Annotated in this window: 20 protein-coding genes; 19 read left to right on the plus strand and 1 reads right to left on the minus strand. The window is 37.0% G+C overall.

What is annotated here, in order from left to right; all coding sequences use genetic code 11:
- Positions 1 to 132: 132 nt before the first annotated feature.
- Positions 133 to 1,167 (plus strand): phenylalanine--tRNA ligase subunit alpha, encoded by a 1,035-nt coding sequence (gene pheS / locus ACFSW4_RS01325; RefSeq protein WP_377326971.1) that lies wholly within the window; start codon positions 133 to 135, stop codon positions 1,165 to 1,167.
- 18 nt (positions 1,168 to 1,185) lie between these two features.
- Positions 1,186 to 3,612, plus strand: a complete 2,427-nt coding sequence (gene pheT / locus ACFSW4_RS01330; RefSeq protein ID WP_377326973.1) for a phenylalanine--tRNA ligase subunit beta — start codon at positions 1,186 to 1,188, stop codon at positions 3,610 to 3,612.
- A gap of 66 nt (positions 3,613 to 3,678) precedes the next feature.
- Here pheT and rnhC read toward each other — a convergent pair whose 3' ends face one another.
- On the minus strand, positions 3,679 to 4,596 hold the full coding sequence (gene rnhC, locus ACFSW4_RS01335) for a ribonuclease HIII (protein ID WP_377326975.1): 918 nt from the start codon (positions 4,594 to 4,596) through the stop codon (positions 3,679 to 3,681).
- 134 nt (positions 4,597 to 4,730) lie between these two features.
- Here rnhC and zapA point away from each other — a divergent pair, with 134 nt between their 5' ends.
- The 17 genes from zapA to ACFSW4_RS01420 all read left to right on the plus strand — a co-directional run bounded on the left by zapA (position 4,731) and on the right by ACFSW4_RS01420 (position 22,375).
- Entirely contained in the window at positions 4,731 to 4,994 is a 264-nt protein-coding gene (zapA, locus tag ACFSW4_RS01340) for a cell division protein ZapA (protein WP_054753505.1), read from the plus strand.
- 1 nt (position 4,995) lies between these two features.
- Positions 4,996 to 5,535, plus strand: a complete 540-nt coding sequence (locus ACFSW4_RS01345) for a CvpA family protein (RefSeq protein ID WP_377326977.1) — start codon at positions 4,996 to 4,998, stop codon at positions 5,533 to 5,535.
- Positions 5,536 to 5,661: 126 nt separating this feature from the next.
- Positions 5,662 to 7,377, plus strand: coding sequence for a DNA polymerase/3'-5' exonuclease PolX (polX, locus tag ACFSW4_RS01350; protein WP_377326979.1), 1,716 nt, complete (start codon positions 5,662 to 5,664; stop codon positions 7,375 to 7,377).
- Between the two features lie 2 nt (positions 7,378 to 7,379).
- Positions 7,380 to 9,722: an endonuclease MutS2 gene (locus tag ACFSW4_RS01355; protein WP_377326981.1), complete on the plus strand. Its 2,343-nt coding sequence runs from the start codon at positions 7,380 to 7,382 to the stop codon at positions 9,720 to 9,722.
- A 284-nt stretch (positions 9,723 to 10,006) separates the two neighbouring features.
- On the plus strand, positions 10,007 to 11,716 hold the full coding sequence (locus ACFSW4_RS01360; RefSeq protein WP_377326983.1) for a long-chain-fatty-acid--CoA ligase: 1,710 nt from the start codon (positions 10,007 to 10,009) through the stop codon (positions 11,714 to 11,716).
- Between the two features lie 71 nt (positions 11,717 to 11,787).
- Positions 11,788 to 12,378, plus strand: coding sequence for a TetR/AcrR family transcriptional regulator (locus tag ACFSW4_RS01365; protein ID WP_377326985.1), 591 nt, complete (start codon positions 11,788 to 11,790; stop codon positions 12,376 to 12,378).
- Between the two features lie 12 nt (positions 12,379 to 12,390).
- A complete protein-coding gene (locus tag ACFSW4_RS01370; RefSeq protein ID WP_054753503.1) occupies positions 12,391 to 13,164 on the plus strand; it encodes an enoyl-CoA hydratase in 774 nt (257 codons plus the stop codon).
- A gap of 19 nt (positions 13,165 to 13,183) precedes the next feature.
- A complete protein-coding gene (locus tag ACFSW4_RS01375) occupies positions 13,184 to 13,957 on the plus strand; it encodes an electron transfer flavoprotein subunit beta/FixA family protein (RefSeq protein ID WP_377326987.1) in 774 nt (257 codons plus the stop codon).
- A gap of 29 nt (positions 13,958 to 13,986) precedes the next feature.
- Positions 13,987 to 14,949, plus strand: coding sequence for an electron transfer flavoprotein subunit alpha/FixB family protein (locus tag ACFSW4_RS01380; RefSeq protein WP_054753501.1), 963 nt, complete (start codon positions 13,987 to 13,989; stop codon positions 14,947 to 14,949).
- A gap of 333 nt (positions 14,950 to 15,282) precedes the next feature.
- Entirely contained in the window at positions 15,283 to 15,597 is a 315-nt protein-coding gene (trxA, locus tag ACFSW4_RS01385; protein ID WP_054753499.1) for a thioredoxin, read from the plus strand.
- 97 nt (positions 15,598 to 15,694) lie between these two features.
- Positions 15,695 to 17,491: an excinuclease ABC subunit UvrC gene (gene uvrC, locus ACFSW4_RS01390; protein WP_377326989.1), complete on the plus strand. Its 1,797-nt coding sequence runs from the start codon at positions 15,695 to 15,697 to the stop codon at positions 17,489 to 17,491.
- A 151-nt stretch (positions 17,492 to 17,642) separates the two neighbouring features.
- The gene (locus ACFSW4_RS01395; RefSeq protein ID WP_054753498.1) at positions 17,643 to 18,263 is read left to right on the plus strand and encodes a succinate dehydrogenase cytochrome b558 subunit; all 621 of its coding nucleotides are present in this window, start codon (positions 17,643 to 17,645) and stop codon (positions 18,261 to 18,263) included.
- Between the two features lie 47 nt (positions 18,264 to 18,310).
- Positions 18,311 to 20,068: a succinate dehydrogenase flavoprotein subunit gene (gene sdhA, locus ACFSW4_RS01400; RefSeq protein WP_377326991.1), complete on the plus strand. Its 1,758-nt coding sequence runs from the start codon at positions 18,311 to 18,313 to the stop codon at positions 20,066 to 20,068.
- A 15-nt stretch (positions 20,069 to 20,083) separates the two neighbouring features.
- Positions 20,084 to 20,851 (plus strand): succinate dehydrogenase iron-sulfur subunit, encoded by a 768-nt coding sequence (gene sdhB / locus ACFSW4_RS01405; protein ID WP_054753496.1) that lies wholly within the window; start codon positions 20,084 to 20,086, stop codon positions 20,849 to 20,851.
- Between the two features lie 92 nt (positions 20,852 to 20,943).
- On the plus strand, positions 20,944 to 21,408 hold the full coding sequence (locus tag ACFSW4_RS01410; RefSeq protein WP_377326993.1) for an acyl-CoA thioesterase: 465 nt from the start codon (positions 20,944 to 20,946) through the stop codon (positions 21,406 to 21,408).
- A gap of 105 nt (positions 21,409 to 21,513) precedes the next feature.
- Positions 21,514 to 21,738, plus strand: coding sequence for a helix-turn-helix domain-containing protein (locus ACFSW4_RS01415; protein ID WP_091774439.1), 225 nt, complete (start codon positions 21,514 to 21,516; stop codon positions 21,736 to 21,738).
- 160 nt (positions 21,739 to 21,898) lie between these two features.
- Positions 21,899 to 22,375, plus strand: a complete 477-nt coding sequence (locus tag ACFSW4_RS01420) for a MarR family winged helix-turn-helix transcriptional regulator (RefSeq protein ID WP_054753492.1) — start codon at positions 21,899 to 21,901, stop codon at positions 22,373 to 22,375.
- The last annotated feature ends 1 nt before the right edge of the window (position 22,376 follow it).

Below are 22,376 nucleotides of genomic sequence, written 5' to 3' on the forward strand. Positions count from 1 at the left end.
TTAAACGGTTGACGGTCATTAAAAAAGCCCCTTTAGGGGCATGTTGGTAATGTGCCCTTATAGGGCGAAACTAAAACCGCCCGTTCTACGGGCGGATATTTACTTGGAATAAAAATATGAGGAGGATCAAGGGTGAAAGAACGATTAAAAGAAATTAAAAATGAAGCGTTGGAACAAATCCAATCTGCTGCTGATGAAAAAAAGCTTCAAGACGTGAGAGTTTATTTCTTAGGGAAAAAAGGTCAAATAACTGAAGTTTTAAAAGGGATGGGGAAGCTTTCAAAAGAGGAACGTCCCGTTATAGGGCAATTAGCTAATGAAGTACGAGACGAAATAACTGAAGCATTAGAGAGCAAACAAACTAAATTAGAACAAGCTGCATTAGAACAACAACTAAAAGAAGAATCAATTGACGTCACGCTACCTGGTCGTCCCGTTCAAGCAGGTGGACCACATTTATTAAGAAATGTGATTCGTAATATTGAAGATCTATTTACAAGTATGGGTTACGCGGTTGCGGAAGGTCCGGAAGTCGAGACGGACTTCTATAACTTTGAGTCACTAAATTTACCTAAGAACCACCCTGCTCGTGATATGCAAGATACGTTCTTTATTACGGAAGAATTATTAATGCGTACTCAAACTTCACCAGTTCAAGCGCGTACACTTAGAAAGCATGAGGGCCAAGGTCCAGTAAAAATTATTTGTCCTGGTAAAGTGTATCGCCGTGATACAGATGATGCCACGCACTCACACCAGTTCACGCAAATTGAAGGGTTATACGTTGATGAAAATATTCGGATGAGTGATCTGAAAGGTACATTAAATACGTTTGCTAAACACATGTTTGGCGAGGATCGTGCCATTCGCCTGCGCCCGAGCTTTTTCCCCTTTACAGAACCGTCTGTTGAGATGGACATTTCTTGTAAAATTTGTCACGGCGAAGGTTGTTCTGTATGTAAAGGTTCAGGCTGGATCGAAATTTTGGGAGCAGGTATGGTTCATCCAAATGTACTTGAAATGGCAGGCTTTGATTCAAAGAAATATTCAGGATTTGCTTTTGGAATGGGTCCAGAGAGAATTGCCATGTTGAAGTATGGTGTTGAAGACATTCGTCATTTCTACACGAATGATGTTCGATTCTTAAAGCAATTCCATGGGGTATAAGGGAGGAGTGAATAAGAGATGTTAGTATCAAGAAAATGGTTAGAACAATACATTGATTTAGATGAAATTAATACTCATGATTTAGCTGAGGCAATGACAAAGAGTGGGCTCGAGGTAGAAGAGGTTAGAGGACCTATTTTAAATGATGACAAAATCGTCGTAGGTTATGTTAAGGAATGTGTTCAGCATCCGAATGCAGACAAATTAAACCTGTGTCAGGTGGATGTTGGAGAAGGTGAGCTTTCACAAATCGTATGTGGAGCTCCGAATGTGTCAGAAGGTCAGCATGTTATTGTTGCTAAGCCTGGAGCACGCTTGCCGGGTGGCATGAAAATTAAAAAAGCTAAACTGCGTGGTGAAGCATCAGAAGGTATGATTTGCTCTCTACAAGAGTTAGGCTTTGATGAAAAAAATGTACCAGAAGAATTTAAAAATAGTATTTATGTCTTTAACGAAGAGGTTAATGCTGGGGAGCGGGCGTGCCCATTATTAAATCTTGATGATGAAATTATTGAGATTGAACTGACAGCAAATCGATCTGATTGCTTAAGTATGATTGGTGTCGCTTATGAGGTTGCAGCTATTTATGAAAAAGAGATAAAACTGCCTGAACCAGATGTACTCATGGAACAGGAGCTTTCAAGTGAGTATGTTTCAGTTGAGATTCAAGATGAGAAGGCTAATCCGTATTATGGTGCATGGATTATTAGGGACCTTAACATACAAACATCACCGCTTTGGTTACAAAATCGATTAATAAGTGCAGGTATCCGCCCAATTAATAATGTAGTAGACGTAACGAACTATGTTTTAATGGAATATGGCCAGCCGTTGCACGCATTTGATTATGATCGATTTGGCTCTAAAAAGGTTGTCACACGAATGGCCCAAGACGGTGAGACTATTAAGACGTTAGATGGAGAAGAACGTACATTATCATCCAACCACCTTGTCATTACTAATGGTCATGAAGCCCATGCAATTGCTGGTGTTATGGGCGGAGAAGATTCGGAAGTTCAAAATAATACTACAACGATTCTTCTTGAAGCAGCATACTTTAACCCAGGGGTTGTTCGTCAAGGTTCTAAAGATCATGGACTACGAAGCGAAGCAAGTGCGCGCTTTGAAAAAGGAATTGACATAACTCGTGTTAAAGAAGCAGCGACAAGAGCAGCTGAACTATTAGTTGAAGTCGCTGGAGGGAAAGTACTCGGTGAACTAGTTGAAGCAGGATCTACTGATTGGACACCTGAGACTGTAACGTTTAATGCTAAAGAAATTAATCAAAAAATCGGTACGGACATTACAGTTGATGAAATGAAAAATATTATAGAACGATTACGATTTGATTTTGAAGTGGATGGCGAAACATTCACGGTGAAAGCTCCAGCACGCAGACAGGATATTGCTATCAAAGAAGATATGGTAGAAGAAATAGCACGATTATATGGTTACGATCGTATTCCATATACATTACCAGTTGGGGTGATGAAACAAGGTGGCCTAACAAAACGCCAGAAACTGCTTAGAGAAGTGAACCATTATTTACAAAAAGCAGGTCTGAATGAATCTTTAACTTATTCACTTACAAAAGAAGAATGGTCTAATCAATTTGTTAGCCCAGAAATTAAGAATCAAGGTTATGAACCAGTCGGCTTAGCACTGCCTATGACAGATTTACACAGCCATCTAAGATTAAGTGCCTTACCTGAGCTATTATCAAGTGTTCAGCATAATGTTGCAAGGAACCAATATAATGTCGCACTTTATGAAGTCGGCTCCATTTATTTACAAGAACAAAAGGGTGAACAACCTTCCGAAAACATACGAGTGGCAGCTGCTGTGACAGGTCTATGGGAAAACCACCCTTGGCAAGGTGAAAAGAAACCAGTTGATTTCTTTGTGATCAAAGGCATCTTAGAAGGTTTATTTAACCATTTATTAGATGACGAAGTTGTGTTTGAAAAAGCTGAATTAGAGCGTATGCACCCAGGTCGTACGGCACTAATGAAACTAAATGGAGAGGTCATTGGTTATGTTGGCCAACTCCATCCTTCAGTACAAAAAGAGTATGATTTAGATGAAACTTATGTATTCGATTTAAATTTAGATCGTGTATTAAACGCGGTTACTGGTCAAGAATCTTATCGTATGATTACGAAGTATCCGGCGATTGCTCAAGATTTAGCGTTCGTCGTTGATCGTGAACTACCAGCTAAACAATTAGAAAAAGCGATTCTTGATCAAGGTCAGCCTCATTTAGAGTCGGTACGTGTCTTTGATGTTTATCAAGGTGAGCATATGGAAGAAGGTAAGAAATCAATTGCCTTTAATTTACTCTTCCAGAATGATGACCGTACACTTAAAGATGAAGAAATTGAGGAAGCAAGACATGCGATTGTTAAACATTTAGAAAATGAATACAATGCAGTGCTAAGAGGTTAATGTATAAAATAAGAGAAACACTTATCAGAAACTTGAAAAATAGTTGATAGGTGTTTCTCTTTTATATTATTTTGCTTGAGCTTTTTGAGTATTTGCAAAATGTACTTTCGCAACTTGATTTAAGTAATTTTGACCTTTTATATCAATAATTCTTTTAATTTGCTGGTCAACGACTTTTGAGGCTCCTTTTTGCAGTTCAAAGCCAACATCTTTTGAGAGCCGGTTCATTTCATAAATAAATCGATATCTCGCAATCATAGAAGCAGCTGCAACGGACGTTGAGTAGCTCTCTGCTTTCGTCATAAAGGTTAATCCAGTATGAGACGTTTCCCCTGTTGCTTTAACGTGATTATGAAAAATTTCAGGCTTGCAGAACTGGTCTATTAGAATACCGCTTGGATTAATGGAACCGTCTAACTTATTTAATACATTTTTTATTGCGTGATGATGCATCCAAGCTTTCATTCGTCCTTGAGACCACCCACGGCGCTGTAATTTATTATATTTTTCATTATTTAACGTGAGTGAGCTATAAACGATATCTGTTTTTAAAATATCTTTAACAATTGATTTTATGGTTGGGTCTTTCATGGTTTTGGAGTCTTTAACACCTAATTCTCTTAGTAAAGCCTGTTGCCTTTCAGTTGCGTATACAGCCGCTACTGTGATGGGTCCGAAATAATCACCTGTACCCGCCTCATCAGATCCGATGTGATCTCGATTTATAAAATCTGGAACATTTTTTGTCGGTGTTTTAGCTGATTTAGAGTTAGTTTTACTACTCGTTCCCCATTTACTCGCTTCCTTATGATGATCAGCACCTTGGAACATAACTTTGCCGGATTCATAAGCTGTAATTTTGCAACCGTTTAGTGTAGCGCTGAGCACTGAATAAGGTGGCTTATTAGATTCACGGTAAGGTGAATAGTGGTTAACTAATCTTTTCATTTCTTCTGGTTTTAGTTTAATAACAGTTTGTCCCATATTTTTGCTCCTTTGTTTGTGCTATTCTTATTATATCATTGTGCCAATATCTATGAATCCTTATAATCTACTTTCCCAATTCTATTAAAACGTGTTACTATATGGAATAGAAATGTATTTGAGGAGGACTCGTGATGTCAGAGTCAAGCAAAAATAGAATCACAGTCGAAATAAGTAATCGTAAATTTACTGTTGTCGGTGAAGAGTCTACTGAACATATTAAAATGGTCGCAAGCCTTGTGGATCAGAAAATGGAAGAGCTACGTTATGTGAAGCCTTCTTTAGATACATCACAATTAGCTGTACTAACTGCTCTAAATACCATGAGTGATTATTTAAAATTAAAAGAAGAATACAACGCACTAGTACAGAAAGAAAGGAAGAAAAACAGACGATAAAATGGTTAGCTTAATACTTTTAATACTATTAATATTAGGTTTTTTAATTGGCTTAAAAAGAGGATTCATTTTACAAATACTACATATTACTGGTTTTATCGTAGCTTTTGTGATCGCATTAATGTATTTTAGAGATTTAGGTGCTCACCTGGAGCTGTGGATTCCATATCCTGAATTAAGTGAAGAATCTTTCTGGGGAGAAGTATTTAATTCAGTAGATTTAGAATATGCTTTCTATAACGCGGTTGCGTTTATCGTTATTTTTATGGTGGTCAAAATTGTTATGCAAATTATAGCCAATTTGCTAGATTTTGTTGCTCACCTCCCCATCTTAAACAGTGTGAATAATTTACTTGGTGCGATTTTAGGTTTTGTAGAAATGTATGTCATTTTATTTGTAATTTTATTCTTTGCATCACTTGTTCCTGTAGGAATGGTTCAAGATTTAGTTAACGACTCTGCTCTTGCAACATTTATGATCGAACAAACTCCGGTTATTTCGGAACAATTAAAAGATAAATGGTTTACAACCGTAAACTGATCAAAGAGGGGTTAACTCATCATGGTGAGTCAACCTCTTTCTTTTGTGTATGATTTGTTTTGAACTAGTTTCGACTATAAAATGAGCGTAGGTAGTTATCGCTAAAATTAAAGGTGGTTACTATAAATGGATAAAAAACAGGTAATTAAACATTTAGAGACAATTGCGACTTACTTAGAACTAAAAGGTGAGAACGCCTTTAAAATATCAGCTTACCGAAAAGCAGCTCAAGCGTTGGAGAGGGACGACCGCTCCTTAAATGAAATTGATGATTTTGGTGCTTTATCTGGAATTGGTAAAGGAACCAAAGCGATCATTGAAGAGTTTATTAACAATGGTCAAACAGAAACATTAAGTAAGTTAACTGAAGAGGTTCCGAAAGGGTTGATTCCTCTTTTAAAAATACAGGGTCTTGGCGGGAAAAAGCTTTCTAGATTGTATCAAGAGCTTGGCGTCATCGACGAAGCGACGTTGCGTAAAGCGTGTGAAAACGGTGAAGTTGAGACGATGAGTGGATTTGGGAAAAAATCAGTTGAGAAGATTCTAAAAGCTTTAGACGACGCTCAATTACGTCCAGAGCGACTACCGGTCTCTTATGTTATTCCAATTAAAGAGGAAATTGAAGCTAGGCTCAGACAGATGAACCATATATTAGATTTTTCCATTGCTGGTTCACTGCGTAGGTTAAAAGAAACAGTTAAGGATCTTGATTTTATTGTTGCAACTGAACAACCAGAACAAGTAGCAGAACAACTTGTTCAATTACCGAATGTTATAGAAGTTGTTTCTAAAGGAACGACTAAAGTGACTGTGTTGGTCGATGGAGAATGGAACTTATCTGTAGATTTTAGATTAATTGAGCCAGATCACTTTATTACAACCTTACACCATTTTACAGGCTCTAAAGATCATAACGTTGAAATGAGACGTATTGCTAAAGATAAGGGCTATAAAATAAGTGAATACGGTATTGAAGAATCCGAATCGGGGAAAATTCACACATTTTTAACTGAGAAAGATTTTTTCGAGTTTCTAGATCTACCTTACCTTCCACCAGAAGTACGGGAGACTGGAGAAGAGTGTGAACTTAATTCCCTACCTGAATTGGTTGATTTACAACATATTCGTAGTGACCTCCATATGCACACTACTTGGAGTGATGGTGCACAATCTATCGATGAAATGGCAAAGAAAGCTATTGAAAGAGGTTATGAGTATATCGTTATTACGGATCACTCTAAGTTTTTACGCGTTGCTAATGGTCTTAACGAAAAACGAATATTAGAGCAGCAGGCCAAAATTAAAGAGTGGAATGAAAGCCATTCTGATTTAACTATTCTCTCTGGAATTGAGATGGATATATTACCAAATGGAGAATTAGACTTTAGTGAAGATTTCTTAAGTCAACTAGATTTTGTGATCGCATCCATTCATTCAAGCTTTAACCAGTCTGAAGAGAAAATCATGGAGCGTCTAATGGCAGCAATCGATTGCCCATACGTAGATATGATTGCTCATCCAACAGGTCGATTGATTGGAAAAAGAAATGGTTATTCTGTAAACTTAGAACAGTTTATTAAACGTGCTGCCGAAACGAACACCATTATTGAATTAAATGCGAACCCAAATCGTTTAGATTTATCTTGGGATTGGTTAAAAGTTGCGCAAGATCAAGGAGCTAAAATAGCCATTAATACAGATGCTCATAATTTTAAAATGTTAGATGATATGAAAATAGGAGTACAAGCTGCACGCAAAGGTATGATTATGAAAGACTCTGTCGTTAATACGTGGAATTTAGATCAATTGTTAGGTTTTTTAAAGCAGAAAAAAGGTGATTAACAGTGAATGAAAAAATCCTTAATCAATTAGAATTTAAGAAAATAAAAGAGTGGCTAGAAGGACATGCAGCTACAAGCTTAGGTAAAGAGCTCGCTTTAAAAACATTCCCGTCAACTAATTTAGATGAAGTTGTTCAGTGGCAAGAGGAAACGGATGAAGCGGTAACGATTTTGCGTTTAAAAGGTCATGTACCCTTAGGCGGAATAAGTGATATAAGACCAGCGATTAAACGAGCTGAAATTGGCGGGACCTTAACTGCTAATGAATTAATGAGTGTCGCTAATATGTTATATGCCGTCAAACAGTTACAGAGTTTTATCGAAAGTTTAGAGGAAGAGTCACTACCAATTATAAAAGGCTATATAGATGAGCTTGTGACGTTAAATCAGCTAGAACGTTCAATTAAAAATTGCGTTGATGATCATGGTCACATTATGGATGGGGCATCTAGTAAGCTTAGAACAATTCGAAATCAAATTCGAACTTATGAAAGTCGTGTACGTGACCAACTAGATTCTTTTACTAAATCAAAAAGTAATATGTTATCAGACTCCATTGTAACGATTCGTAATGACCGTTATGTGTTACCAGTTAAACAGGAATATCGGTCATCTTTTGGGGGTATTGTTCATGATCAATCAGCGTCAGGACAAACGTTATTTATAGAACCTCAAGCAGTCGTCGACTTAAATAATAAATTACAAGAAGCAAGACTTGCTGAAGAGCAAGAGATTGAGAAAATTTTACGAGAACTGACGAGTTACGTTCAGGCTGACTCAGAAGAATTAAGACATAATGTCGACCTTCTTCAAAAAATTGATTACATCGTAGCAAAAGGTAAATTATCAAGACAGCTTAAAGCAGCTAAACCGAAAATGAACCAAAACGGGTTTATTAAAATGCAGCAAGCAAGGCACCCTCTCATTTCAAACGATGAGGTCGTTAGTAATGATATTGAAATTGGACAAGATTACACAGCAATTGTTATTACTGGACCGAACACAGGTGGTAAAACAGTCACTTTGAAGCTGGTAGGTCTTTGCACGTTAATGGCTCAATCTGGCTTACAAATACCTGCTTTGGATGGTTGTGAGTTAGCTGTATTTGATCATGTCTTTGCGGATATTGGTGATGAACAATCAATTGAACAAAGCTTAAGTACGTTTTCTTCACATATGAGTAACATTGTTCAAATATTAGAAGATGTTAACCATAATTCGTTAGTGCTGTTCGATGAGTTAGGCGCAGGTACAGATCCTCAAGAAGGTGCTGGACTTGCGATGGCAATTTTGGATTATGTGATTGAACGACAAGCACGAGTGATTGCGACGACACACTATCCAGAACTCAAAGCTTATGGTTATAATCGCGAAGATGTGATTAATGCTTCGGTTGAATTTGATGTACAGACGTTAAAACCAACATACCGACTATTACTAGGTGTACCAGGACGTAGTAATGCGTTTGATATTTCTAAGCGATTAGGATTGAGTGAAGGTATTATCGAAAAGGCCAAATCAATGGTTAATGAAGATTCAAGATCGGTTGAAAATATGATTACTTCGCTTGATCAATCAAGGCGTCAGGCAGAAAGCCGATTTGAAGAAGCCAATCAATATTTAATTGAAGCACAAGAACTACACAATAGTTTAAAACGAGAGTACGAACAATATATTAAACATAAAGAACAGCATATGAGTAAGGCTAAAGAAAAAGCACGCACGATTGTTGATAAAGCAGAGGATGAAGCGGAGGCCATACTAGAAGAAATTCGGTCAATGAAAGATCAAGCTCAAGTGAAAGAGCATCACTTTATTGATGCGAAAAAGAAATTATCAGATCAGAAAGAACAATTTAAAGACAAGGAAAATGAGCCTAGGAAGGAATCTAAAACGATTCATCAGTTTCAGCCAGGAGATGAAGTTCATGTTCTCTCATTTAACCAAAACGGCCACATTGTAGAACAAAAAAATGATCATGAGTATGAAGTACAACTTGGTATATTAAAAATGAAAGTACCTACTAAACAACTTGAGTTTATCAAAAGGCCAGATCCTTTAAAAACAAAGCCAGTTGCATCGGTTAAAGGTAGTGCTTATCATGTGAAGCCTGAATTAGACTTAAGAGGGGAACGCTATGAAGATGCACTTCAACGTTTAGAGAAATATTTAGATGAAGCGTTATTAGCTAATTATCATCAAGTCTCTATTATACACGGTAAAGGAACCGGAGCTCTTATGAAGGCTGTTCAAAATTTTGCAGATGAACACCGTTCAGTTAAAGGAAAACGATTTGGCCATCCAAATGAAGGTGGAAGTGGTGTTACAATTTTAGAACTTAAATAGTCTAATTAGTTAGAGAATGGCATATGTATGAAATGAGGTAAATATTTTATGGAAACATTGGCAAAGGTGTTAATGGTTGTTGCAATCGTATTCATCATTGTTGGGGTCATCTTTTTAATTTATAGCTAATATTAAAGTAGTTCACGAAGCACAGTAAGGTTTATAGGTCTCGTGAACTACTTTTTTATATTTGTTTTTTATCTGATAATTAGAATAATTATTTTAATTTTGTCGAATTATTGTTTATAATATTAATTAGTATATACTAAAGGAGGCTGTTAATAGTGGGGGTAGATTTATCAAAACCGTGGTTTAAGAACTATCCTGAAGAGGTTCCTAGGTCTATTGAATATGACAAAAGACCTTTACAGGATTTCTTAAAAGATGCTGCAGAGAAGTTTCCGGATAAAGTGGCTATTCATTTTATGGGGAAAGAGTTAACTTATGAAGAGGTTTTTAACTCTGCAAAGAAATTCGCAAGTTATCTGCAAGGACTTGGATTAGAAAAAGGTGACCGCGTTGCGATCATGCTTCCGAACACACCACAATCCGTTATATCGTACTATGGTGCACTGTTAGGTGGAGCAGTTGTGGTTCAAACCAACCCGTTATACACGGAACGTGAATTGGAATACCAGTTAAAAGACTCTGGTGCAAAATTCCTAGTTTGTTTAGATATTTTGTTACCTAGAGCGAATAATGTAAAAGATGATACAGATTTAGAACACATTATTGTAACCGGTATCAAAGATTACTTGCCTTTTCCCAAAAATTTAGTTTATCCTTTCATTCAAAAAAGAGAATATAACATCGTTGTAAAACCAGAACATAAAGGGGATACACATGTATGGACGAAGATGTTAGAAGAAGCGAGTACGGATTATACAGCCTATGACGTAGACCCCCAAGAAGATCTTGCTCTCTTACAATACACAGGTGGAACGACTGGTTTTCCAAAAGGTGTTATGCTAACACACTTGAATTTAGTTTCGAATACACAAATGTCTCGTCATTGGGTGTATAAAGCTGAATATGCTAATGAAGTCGTTTTGGGAATATTACCGTTTTTCCATGTGTACGGTATGACAGCTGTTATGAATTTGTCAGTGATGATGGCTCAGAAGATGGTATTAGTACCTAAGTTTGATGTTGATACAGTGTTAAAATTAATAGAGAAGCAAAAACCATCATTATTCCCGGGTGCACCGACAATTTATATTGGGCTATTAAATCATCCTAAATTAAAAAATTATGATTTGTCTTCAATAGAAGCTTGTTTAAGTGGCTCTGCACCACTGCCTGTAGAGGTTCAGCAACGTTTTGAGAAGGTAACTGGAGGTAAATTGGTTGAAGGATATGGATTAACTGAATCATCCCCTGTAACCCATTCTAACTTAATTTATGAAAACAGAAGAGCAGGTACAATCGGACTCCCTTGGCCTGATACAGATGCGAAAATCTTTAAATCCGACACTCTAGAAGAATTACCTATAGGTGAAGTTGGTGAAATTGCCGTTAAAGGACCTCAAGTTATGAAAGGCTATTGGAACCGACCAGATGACACAGCTAACACATTAAAAGATGGCTGGTTATTAACTGGTGATATGGGATACATGGATGAAGATGGTTATTTCTATGTAGTTGACCGTAAAAAGGATATGATTATCGCAGGTGGGTTTAATATATACCCGCGAGAAGTTGAAGAAGTACTCTATGAGCATGAGTCGATTGCAGAAGCAGTTGTCGCAGGAATTCCTGATCCTTATCGCGGTGAAACGGTTAAAGCGTATATTGTATTAAAAGATGGCGAACAACTAACTGAAGAAGAATTAAATCAATATTGTCGTGAGAACCTAGCAGCGTTTAAAGTTCCGAAGCTATATGAATTTAGAACAGAATTACCAAAAACAGCTGTAGGAAAAATTCTTAGAAGAAAATTAGTGGATGAAGAGAAAGAAAAAATGAAAACAGAAGAGGCAAATTCAACATCTTAGTTGACAGCAATTCAATTTGCTTATATTATGATAAGTGAATGACCATTCATTCAGTTTCAAGGAGTACTATTATGAAGAACAATAAACCAAAATATAAAAAAATTATTGATGCAGCCGTAGAAGTTATAGCTGAAAATGGTTACCACGCATCACAGGTTTCTAAGATTGCTAAGCGAGCTGGCGTCGCAGATGGCACAATTTATTTATACTTCAAAAATAAAGAGGATATACTTGTTTCTGTTTTTCAAGAAAAAATGGGGCAGTTTATTTCACGAATTGAAGATGTTATTGTCGATCATCATTCAGCTGATGAAAAGCTTTACAATCTCATAGAGATGCATTTTCGTCAGCTATCTGAGGATCCCTCACTTGCCATTGTTACTCAGCTAGAACTAAGGCAATCCAAAAAAGAATTACGCATGAAGATTAATGACGTTTTAAAAGGATACTTAAGAGTAATGGATCAAATTCTTAAGGAAGGAATGGAAGATGGATCATTTCATTCTCATTTAAATGTCAAATTAGTGCGTCAAGTTATTTTTGGTACACTTGATGAAGTGGTAACAAACTGGGTGATGAAAGAGCAAAGATATGATCTAGTCGAACAAGCTAAAGAGGTTCATTTCATCATTGCAAATGGCCTTAAAATACATCAAACATAAGGAGTTGTCTTGATGGAGCATTTAACTTGGAACAAGGAAGGACATGTAGCAATCGTTACAATTGAAAGCCCTCCAGCAAACGCCTTATCATCAGGCATCCTTCAAGACCTATCAACTGTTTTAGATGAGGTTGAGAAAGATTCAACGATTAAAACGGTTGTACTAAAAGGTGAAGGTAAGTTTTTCTCCGCAGGTGCAGATATTAAAGAATTTACAACACTTCAAGGTGAAAGCGATTACGCAGCACTTGCGAAAAAGGGACAAGATCTTTTTAGTAGGATAGAACATTTTCATGTTCCAGTAATCGCATCAATTCATGGAGCCGCTCTTGGTGGTGGCCTTGAATTAGCGATGGCATGTCACGTAAGAGTAGTGACAAAGCAAGCAAAACTAGGTCTACCTGAATTGAACTTAGGAATCATACCAGGTTTCGCGGGTACCCAAAGGTTACCAAGATATGTTGGAATACCAAAAGCTTATGAAATGGTTTTAACTGGTGAGCCAATAAGTGGTGAAGTGGCCGCTAGTTTAGGATTAGCAAATCATGCAGTAGAAGAAGATGAATTAGATTCATTTTCTATGAAACTAGCAAATAAATTTGCTAGTAAGAGTGGTCCTTCAATCAACGCCGTTATGAAATTATTACCATTTGCACAAACTTCTCAATTTAAAGAAGGTGTTGAGGCGGAGTCTGTCGAATTTGGTAAAGTGTTCGGCAATTCTGATGCAAAAGAGGGGATTGCAGCATTTATAGAAAAACGTAAACCTAATTTTAAAGATCAATAGACTTGAAGGAGGTAATCCTATGAACATTTATGTACTAATGAAGAAAACGTTTGACACAGAAGAGAAAATTCAAATTAGCGGAGGGGTTATTGAAGAAGATGGTGCTGAATTCATCATAAACCCATATGATGAATATGCGATTGAAGAAGCTATTAAAGTTCGTGATGAACATGGTGGAGAAGTAACAGTCGTAACAGTTGGTGATGAAGAATCAGAAAAACAACTGCGTACAGCATTAGCAATGGGAGCCGATAAGGCAGTTCTAATTAATACTGAAGATGACCTTGAAGAAGGGGATCAGTATACTACAGCCCGTATCCTTGAAGCTTATTTCGAAGACAAGGATGTTGACTTAATTTTAGCAGGTAATGTGGCAATTGATGAGGCTAGTGGTCAGGTAGGTCCTAGATTAGCAGACCGTTTAGATATGCCTTATGTTACTACAATTACTGAACTTAATATTGATGGCGATACAGTTAATATCGTTCGTGATGTTGAAGGTGACGAAGAGAAAGTCGAAACTTCGCTACCTCTACTTGTAACTTGTCAGCAAGGTTTAAATGAACCACGTTATCCTTCGTTACCAGGTATTATGAAAGCTAAGAAGAAACCATTAGAAGAATTAGAAATTGACGATTTAGATCTTGATGAAGATGATGTTGAAGCGAAAACAGAAACAGTTGACGTTTTCCTTCCACCTGAAAAAGAAGCTGGTAAGGTGTTAGAAGGCGAGACAGATGAACAAGTTAAAGAACTTGTATCACTACTTAGAACTGAAGCAAAGGTACTTTAATTTGACAGGTGTAGAAAGGAGAATGAATTATGACTAAACTATTAGCATTTGCAGAATTAAAAGATGGTGAAATACGTAACGTTTCTTTTGAAACAGTTGCTGCTGCGCGTCAAATTGATGAGAGTGCAGAAGTTGTAGCAGTTGTATTAGGTAACGAAAATTTAGAAGATGCAGCAAACCAAATGATCCAATACGGCGCGGATCGTGCTGTGACAGTATCACATGATAGTCTATCTAACTATACTTCTGATGCATATACTCAAGCAGCTATGGCCGTTATTGAACAGGAAGATCCAGACGGTTTAGTAATGGGTCATACTTCAGCAGGTAAAGATCTTTCACCAAGACTTGCAAGTAAACTAGACAACGGACTAATTTCTGATATTACTGGAATCGAAGGAGATCAGTTCTTACGTCCAATTTATTCGGGTAAAGCATTTGAGAAAAAATCCATTAAAGATGGAAAAACATTTGTTACGATTCGTCCGAACAATATTGCGCCGCTTGAGATTGATGGAAGCCGTTCAGGTGAAGTTTCTTCACTAGATGTCGATATTAAAGATCTAAGAACAATCATTAAAGATGTTGTTCGCAAAGCATCTGATGGTGTTGATCTATCAGAAGCTAACATCATTGTAGCTGGTGGACGTGGTGTTAAAAGTGAAGAAGGTTTCGAGCCTTTACATGAATTAGCCGATGTATTAGGTGCTGCTGTGGGTGCATCGAGAGGTGCTTGTGATGCCGGTTATTGTGATTATTCATTACAAATCGGTCAGACTGGTAAAGTCGTAACACCAGACTTATACATTGCTTGTGGTATTTCAGGTGCCATCCAACACTTAGCAGGTATGTCTAACTCAAAAGTAATCGTAGCTATTAACAAAGACCCAGAAGCTAACATATTTAATGTAGCTGACTACGGTATTGTTGGTGACCTATTTGATGTTGTACCTAAACTAACTGAAGAACTAAAAGCACTACAAGTTAAGTAATATTTTTCAGAGTTCTTTACCTTAGGTTAGGTAAAGAACTCTTTATTTGAGCTTAGGTTAATTTTTATATGGATTGTTAAATGTTGGTGGAGGCTCGTAGACTCCTACGGGAAAAGCAACAGCTGAAGACCCCGCAGTGAGCCGAAGCTCACGAGGAGGCTGAAGCGTTGCCCGTGGAAAGCGAAGAGTCTTCCACCAACATAATTCTTTATTAATTAAATGCACGTTTGATAATTGTGTAACAATATATTGTAATGAGAAACAAAGTATTGGCAAAGATAAGATTTAGCGTGATATACTTACGATACAATTGAAATTGAGGAGGATTTAACTATGGCAATTGTAAAAGCAACTGACCAAGATTTTGGTGAAAAAATTTCAGATGGTCTAGTATTAGTAGATTTCTGGGCAGCATGGTGTGGCCCGTGTAAAATGATCGCTCCTGTTTTAGAAGAATTAGATTCAGAAATGAGCGACCAAGTACAAATCGTCAAGCTAGACGTTGACGAAAACCAAGAAACAGCACAAAAATACGGTGTGATGAGCATCCCAACTTTAATCTTATTCAAAGATGGCGAAAAAGTTGACCAAACAATGGGCTTCCAGCCAAAAGATGCTCTACAACAATTCGTACAAAAACATGCATAATAACTAAGAAGAGCTAACTGATGTTGGCTCTTCTTTTTATGCTTTACCTAACTCATGATAAAATAGAGCTATCTCACATAATATGAGGTGTTAATTGATGGCTGATCACATTAAAGATAAATTAGCAATTTTACCAGATAAGCCCGGTTGCTATTTAATGAAAAGTAAAAAAGGTGAAGTGATTTACGTTGGTAAGTCAAAATTATTAAAGAATCGTGTTCGTTCTTACTTCACGAGTGCCAATGATCTTAAAACCCAACGTTTAGTTAATGAAATTTATGATTTTGAATATATCGTTACATCTTCAGAGATGGAAGCGCTTATCTTAGAGATGAATTTGATAAAGAAGTATGACCCTAAATATAATGTCATGCTTAAAGATGATAAAAGCTATCCATTCCTAAAGATTACCAACGAGGAACACCCGAGGCTTATCGTAACTAGAAAAGTTAAAAAAGATAATGGTAAATATTTTGGTCCTTATACAAATGTCTATTCAGCTAGAGAAACTAAAAAACTGTTAGATCGGTTATATCCATTAAGGAAATGTAATGTGATGCCAAAGCGTGTTTGCCTATATTACCATATTAATCAATGCCTGGGGCCTTGTGAATATCCTGTGAGTAAGGAAACAAATGAACAATTGGTTCAAAAGATTACATCGTTTTTAAGCGGTGGACATAAAGAAATCAAACATGAAATCACAGAAAAAATGCATCAATTTGCAGAAAATCTAGACTTTGAAAAGGCAAAAGAATATCGCGATATGATTGAACATATTGAAAGTGTCATGGAGAAACAGAAAATGGATCTTCAAGATTTAACTGATCGAGATGTATTTGGTTTTGCTTTTGATAAAGGATGGATGTGTGTACAAGTATTCTTTATTAGACAAGGTAAATTAATAGAACGCGATGTGTCATTATTCCCGTTTTATAATGATGCTCAAGAATCATTTATTAGTTATATAGCAAGGTTTTACCAGCATTCAAACCATATTAAACCTAAAGAAGTTTATTTACCAGTAGGTAGTGACAAGGAATTGTTATCTGAAGTCCTTGGGGTAAAAGTTAAAACACCACTAAGAGGCAAGAAAAAGGACCTAGTAGAATTAGCAATGGAAAACGCCCAAATTTCATTGAATGAAAAGTTCTCACTGATTGAACAAGACGAAGAACGCACGATTAAAGCAGTTGAAAAGTTAGGTGAAATCCTAAATATAGAAACCCCTCACAGAATTGAAGCGTTTGATAATTCTAATATCCAGGGTACTCATCCAGTATCGGCAATGGTATCTTTTGTAGATGGTAAACCAAAGAAAAATGATTACCGAAAATATAAGATTAAAACTGTAGAATCCCCTGATGATTATGAAACGATGAGAGAAGTGGTTAGAAGGCGGTACAAACGGGTATTAAAAGAGCAACAGCCACTCCCTGACTTAATCATGGTGGACGGTTCAAAAGGTCAGATGTCAGCTGCACAAGATGTATTAGAAAATGAACTAGGGTTAGATATCCCTATTTGTGGTTTGGCAAAGGACGACAAGCACAAAACAAGTGAATTACTATATGGAGATCCACCTGAGCCTGTTCCACTAAAAAGAAATGATCAATCGTTTTACCTAGTTCAACGAATTCAAGATGAAGTGCACCGTTTTGCGATTTCATTTCATAGACAACTTAGAGGAAAGAGTGCGATTCAATCTAGTTTGGATGAGATCGAAGGTATTGGACCAAAGAGAAAACGCTTATTAGTCCAACACTTTGGTTCAATCGACAACATTAAAAATGCTACGACTGATGAGATGGCAAAGCTAGGAATACCTGCTAACATAGCTGAGAATATCCAAACGTATTTCTTGAATGAAAACAATGGGGATGAACAAGAATAACGTTATGTAGAAATATGTAGAAAAACGCCAGTTTGTTGGTAAGGATTTCTTGACGCTTTAATTTGTTAGAAGTACAATATAACATGTCATGTTTACTTTTTATGAATGTCTTTAAGAAAGATTATTTTACACAAAACGAGGGGGGTAACACATGGCGGAAAACCGTGAGTTCTTTTATCGCAGGCTACACTCTTTATTAGGTGTCATACCTGTTGGATTATTTTTAATGCAGCACCTGGTTGTAAACTACTTTTCTACATATGGTCCAGAAGCTTTTAACGCTGCTGCGCATTTCATGGAAAGCCTACCATTGCGTCTATTATTAGAGATCGTTGTAATTTATTTACCTCTATTATTCCACGCAATCTATGGGGTTTATATCGCGTTTACGGCTTCTCCAAATTCGTTTAAATTTGGATATTTCCGTAACTGGATGTTTGTATTACAACGTATTACAGGTATCATTACGCTAATTTTCGTTGTATGGCACGTTTGGGAAACACGTTTAGCGAATGCGATTTATGGAACTGAGATTAACTTCGATTTAATGTCAACAATTCTATCTGAACCATTTATGTTCTGGTTCTACATTGTTGGTGTTATTTCAACTGTATTCCACTTTGCTAATGGATTATGGTCATTCTTCGTAACTTGGGGATTAACAGTAACTCCAAGATCACAAGTTATTATGACTTACATTACCATTGGTGTATTTGCGATTTTCACTTATATGGGAATCTCATCATTAATTGCTTTTGTTTCAGGTTCTTAATAGTTAATAAAATTGTATTTGGATTGATAAGGGAGTGAAACAACATAATGAGTAATAACAAAAATGTCGTTATTGTGGGCGGCGGTTTAGCTGGTTTAATGGCAACAATAGAGGTTGCTCAAGCTGGTGTACACGTCGATTTAATTTCACTTGTTCCAGTAAAGCGTTCTCACTCCGTTTGTGCACAAGGTGGTATTAACGGTGCCGTTAATACGAAAGGTGAAGGTGACTCACCTTGGGAACACTTTGATGATACGGTATATGGGGGAGATTTCTTAGCGAACCAACCTCCAGTTAAAGCTATGTGTGACGCAGCTCCGGGAATTATTTATATGTTAGAACGTATGGGTGTTATGTTTAACCGTACACCAGAAGGACTATTAGATTTCCGTCGTTTTGGTGGGACGCAGCATCACCGTACTGCATTCGCGGGCGCAACAACAGGACAACAGCTTTTATATGCTTTAGATGAACAAGTGCGTCGCCATGAAGCGAACGGATTGGTAACAAAATATGAAGGATGGGAATTCATCTCTTCTATTTTAGATGACGATGGGCGCTCGCGCGGTATCATTGCGCAGGACTTGAGTTCTCACGAAATGAGAGCTTTCAAAGCAGACGCAGTGATTGTTGCAACAGGCGGTCCAGGAATTATCTTTGGTAAATCTACTAACTCTGTTATTAATACAGGTTCTGCAGCTTCTAGACTTTATCAGCAAGGTGCAGCTTATGCGAATGGTGAGTTTATTCAAATTCACCCAACAGCTATTCCAGGTGATGACAAACTCCGCTTAATGAGTGAATCGGCTCGTGGTGAAGGTGGTCGTGTCTGGACATACAAAGATGGTAAGCCTTGGTATTTCTTAGAAGAGAAGTATCCTGCTTATGGAAACTTAGTACCACGTGATATTGCAACACGTGAAATTTTTGATGTTTGTGTTAATCAGAAGCTAGGTATTAACGGGGAAAACATGGTTTACCTAGACTTGTCTCACAAAGATCCAAAAGAGTTAGATGTTAAGTTAGGTGGAATCATTGAAATATACGAGAAATTCGTTGGAGATGATCCACGTAAAGTTCCAATGAAAATCTTCCCAGCTGTACACTATTCAATGGGTGGCTTATGGGTTGATTTTGATCAAATGACAAGCATTCCTGGTGTGTTTGCAGCGGGTGAAGTTGATTATACAATCCACGGTGCTAACCGCTTAGGTGCTAACTCATTACTATCTTGTATTTATGGTGGTATGGTTGCTGGACCTAACGCTGTTAAGTACATTGATGGTTTAGATGAACTTGCTGATGATCAAACTTCTTCATTATTTGATGAAAAGCTTAAAGAAGAACAAGAGAAATTTGAAGGTTTAATGAACATGACTTCAGGTAGTGAAAATCCATATCAGTTACACCGTGAACTTGGTGAATGGATGACGGATAACGTAACAGTGGTTCGTGAAAACGAAAAGCTCAAGAAGACAGATGAGAAAATTGTCGAGCTGATGGAACGCTGGAAAGATATTAATCTTGCTGATACATCTAGATGGAGTAACCAAAGTGTCATGTTTACTCGTCAGCTTCAAGATATGCTTCAATTAGCAAGAGTTGTTACAATCGGTGCTTATAATCGTAATGAAAGTCGCGGGGCACATTATAAGCCTGAGTTCCCTGAACGTAATGATGAAGAGTGGTTAAAGACAACAAAAGCTAGCTTTAACCCTGAGAAAAATGGTCCAGATATTACTTATGAAGAGGTTGATACTTCACTAATCGAACCTCGTAAGCGTGACTATTCTAAATCAAAATAAAAGGGGGTAAAACTGATGGCGGAAGAAACAAAAACAGTAAGACTTATTATACAACGTCAGGATAGCCCTGATTCACAGTCTTACGAAGAAGAATTCGAAATACCATATAGACGTAATATGAACGTGATCTCTGCATTAATGGAACTTAGACGAAATCCAGTAAATGCTAAAGGAGAACCAACAACACCTGTACATTGGGAAATGGGTTGTCTAGAAGAGGTTTGTGGTGCTTGTTCCATGAACATTAATGGAAAGCCTAGACAGTCTTGTACAGCTTTAGTTGACCAACTTGAACAACCAATTCGCTTAAAACCAATGGATACTTTCCCAGTCATTCGTGACCTAGCTGTTGATCGTAGTCGCATGTTTGATTCACTTAAGAAAGTGAAAGCTTGGACTCCAATTGATGGTACGCACGACTTAGGTCCTGGTGAAAAAATGCCAGAAACCAAGCGTCAATGGGCTTATGAATTATCTAAATGTATGACTTGTGGTGTATGTTTAGAAGCTTGCCCTAATGTTAACAGTAAATCTAACTTTATTGGTCCAGCTGCCTTATCACAAGTTCGTTTACACAACTCTACTCCAAACGGTTCCATGCATAAAGCGGAACGTATGGATGCTGTAACAGGAGACGGTGGACTTCAGAACTGTGGTAACTCACAGAACTGTGTACAGGCTTGTCCAAAAGGTATTCCACTTACAACATCAATCGCAGCACTTAACCGTGAAGCTACTGTAAATTCATTCAGAAACTTCTTCGGTAGTGATCAACAAGTTTAAGACTAATCATTTAAAGGGGCTGACGAAATAAGTCAGCCCCTCATTTAAAATAAAAAATGAATGAGTATTCATTTTTCTGGGAGGGCAACGCTATGAGATTACCTAGTTACATCGAAGATTTAAATCAATGGAGAGCAGACTTTAAGTTTTCTTCAAAAATTGAGATTCGTTTTTCTGAAACGGATATGTTTGGCCATATGAATAATGTCTCACCTTTTATCTATTTTGAGGAAGCAAGAATAAAATATTTTAATCACCTTAACTTATTCGGACACCTAGCTGAAGAACAAAATAAAGTACCAGTAGTTGGTGACTTAAAGTGTGATTACATGAAGCAAGTGTTTTTTGGTGATGAATTATCTATTTATGTTAAAGCATCAAATGTCGGTAATAGTTCGGTTGATATACATTACATGGCGATTAATCAGAGAAGTGAACTTTGTCTCACGGGGCGTGGAACAGTAGTTCAAATTAATCCTAAAACGGGAAGATCAGTACCATTTGACGATCACCAGAGGGCACAACTATCAACATTAAGAGAATCTGTAAATATGTAGTTAAATGTTTGAACCAAATTAAGGTCTTTTACATAAACTATCATGACTAAGTAATTCCTCATAAGGAACAAGTAGCTCACTCTTTGATAGAGGAGGGGTTACCGTTTGGATAGCAAAAAATATCGTCCTACTAATATACTGACCAAAAGAGAAAGAGAAGTTTTTGAATTGCTTGTACAGGATAAGACAACTAAGGAAATAGCTGAACAATTGTTTATTTCAGAAAAGACTGTGCGAAATCATATCTCAAACACCATTCAAAAATTACAAGTGAAGGGGCGTTCTCAAGCTGTTGTCGAGTTGATTCGACTTGGCGAGATTCAGCTGTAATTTGAACCGGCTGTAAACTAGCCGGTTCCTTTACTTTCAAGACTTATACATCAGTTATTGTTAAATCTTAAATTAAGATGACAAAAACAAGGATTTACTTGAATTTTTCTACAAAAAACGTGAGAATATGTACATAGACTTTTTTTGAGGAGGAAATCCTGTGCAATCAACGATCGATGCAAAAACGATTACTGAATTGGAAAAAAGTATTCGTTACATATCGCATATCATTAAACAAAGAGGTCGTGAAATTTTAGATCATTACCCGATTACACCACCTCAATTTGTTGCGCTGCAGTGGTTAAAAGATTCGGGAGATTTGACGATTGGTGAATTGTCTAAAAAGATGTATTTAGCTTTTAGTACCACTACTGATTTAGTTGACCGTATGGAGAAAAACGGACTAATTGAGCGTGTTCGTGATCCTAGAGATCGTCGTGTAGTAAGAATACATTTATTAGATAAAGGTAAAGAAATCATTCATGAAGTCGTTGAAAAAAGGCAACTATATTTACAAGAGGTTCTACAATCTTTTTCTCAAGATGAAATTAAGTCATTACACATACTGATGTCTAAGTTATTTGACGAAATGAAACTCCATGAAGAGAATTCGAAACATCTAGATAAAGGAGAATGAA

This window comes from Piscibacillus salipiscarius, from assembly GCF_042685285.1.
Classification (GTDB): domain Bacteria; phylum Bacillota; class Bacilli; order Bacillales; family Alkalibacillaceae; genus Piscibacillus; species Piscibacillus salipiscarius.

Bases quoted from the DNA above. Each gene is read 5' to 3' on its own strand.
- zapA (WP_054753505.1), top strand. From the start codon at position 4,731: ATGTCAGAGTCAAGCAAAAATAGAATCACAGTCGAAATAAGTAATCGT.
- ACFSW4_RS01380 (WP_054753501.1), top strand. From the start codon at position 13,987: ATGACTAAACTATTAGCATTTGCAGAATTAAAAGATGGTGAAATACGT.
- sdhB (WP_054753496.1), top strand. From the start codon at position 20,084: ATGGCGGAAGAAACAAAAACAGTAAGACTTATTATACAACGTCAGGAT.
- ACFSW4_RS01365 (WP_377326985.1), top strand. From the start codon at position 11,788: ATGAAGAACAATAAACCAAAATATAAAAAAATTATTGATGCAGCCGTA.
- pheT (WP_377326973.1), top strand. From the start codon at position 1,186: ATGTTAGTATCAAGAAAATGGTTAGAACAATACATTGATTTAGATGAA.
- ACFSW4_RS01375 (WP_377326987.1), top strand. From the start codon at position 13,184: ATGAACATTTATGTACTAATGAAGAAAACGTTTGACACAGAAGAGAAA.
- ACFSW4_RS01395 (WP_054753498.1), top strand. From the start codon at position 17,643: ATGGCGGAAAACCGTGAGTTCTTTTATCGCAGGCTACACTCTTTATTA.
- rnhC (WP_377326975.1), bottom strand. From the start codon at position 4,596: ATGGGACAAACTGTTATTAAACTAAAACCAGAAGAAATGAAAAGATTA.
- uvrC (WP_377326989.1), top strand. From the start codon at position 15,695: ATGGCTGATCACATTAAAGATAAATTAGCAATTTTACCAGATAAGCCC.
- sdhA (WP_377326991.1), top strand. From the start codon at position 18,311: ATGAGTAATAACAAAAATGTCGTTATTGTGGGCGGCGGTTTAGCTGGT.
- ACFSW4_RS01370 (WP_054753503.1), top strand. From the start codon at position 12,391: ATGGAGCATTTAACTTGGAACAAGGAAGGACATGTAGCAATCGTTACA.
- polX (WP_377326979.1), top strand. From the start codon at position 5,662: ATGGATAAAAAACAGGTAATTAAACATTTAGAGACAATTGCGACTTAC.
- ACFSW4_RS01345 (WP_377326977.1), top strand. From the start codon at position 4,996: ATGGTTAGCTTAATACTTTTAATACTATTAATATTAGGTTTTTTAATT.
- ACFSW4_RS01410 (WP_377326993.1), top strand. From the start codon at position 20,944: ATGAGATTACCTAGTTACATCGAAGATTTAAATCAATGGAGAGCAGAC.
- trxA (WP_054753499.1), top strand. From the start codon at position 15,283: ATGGCAATTGTAAAAGCAACTGACCAAGATTTTGGTGAAAAAATTTCA.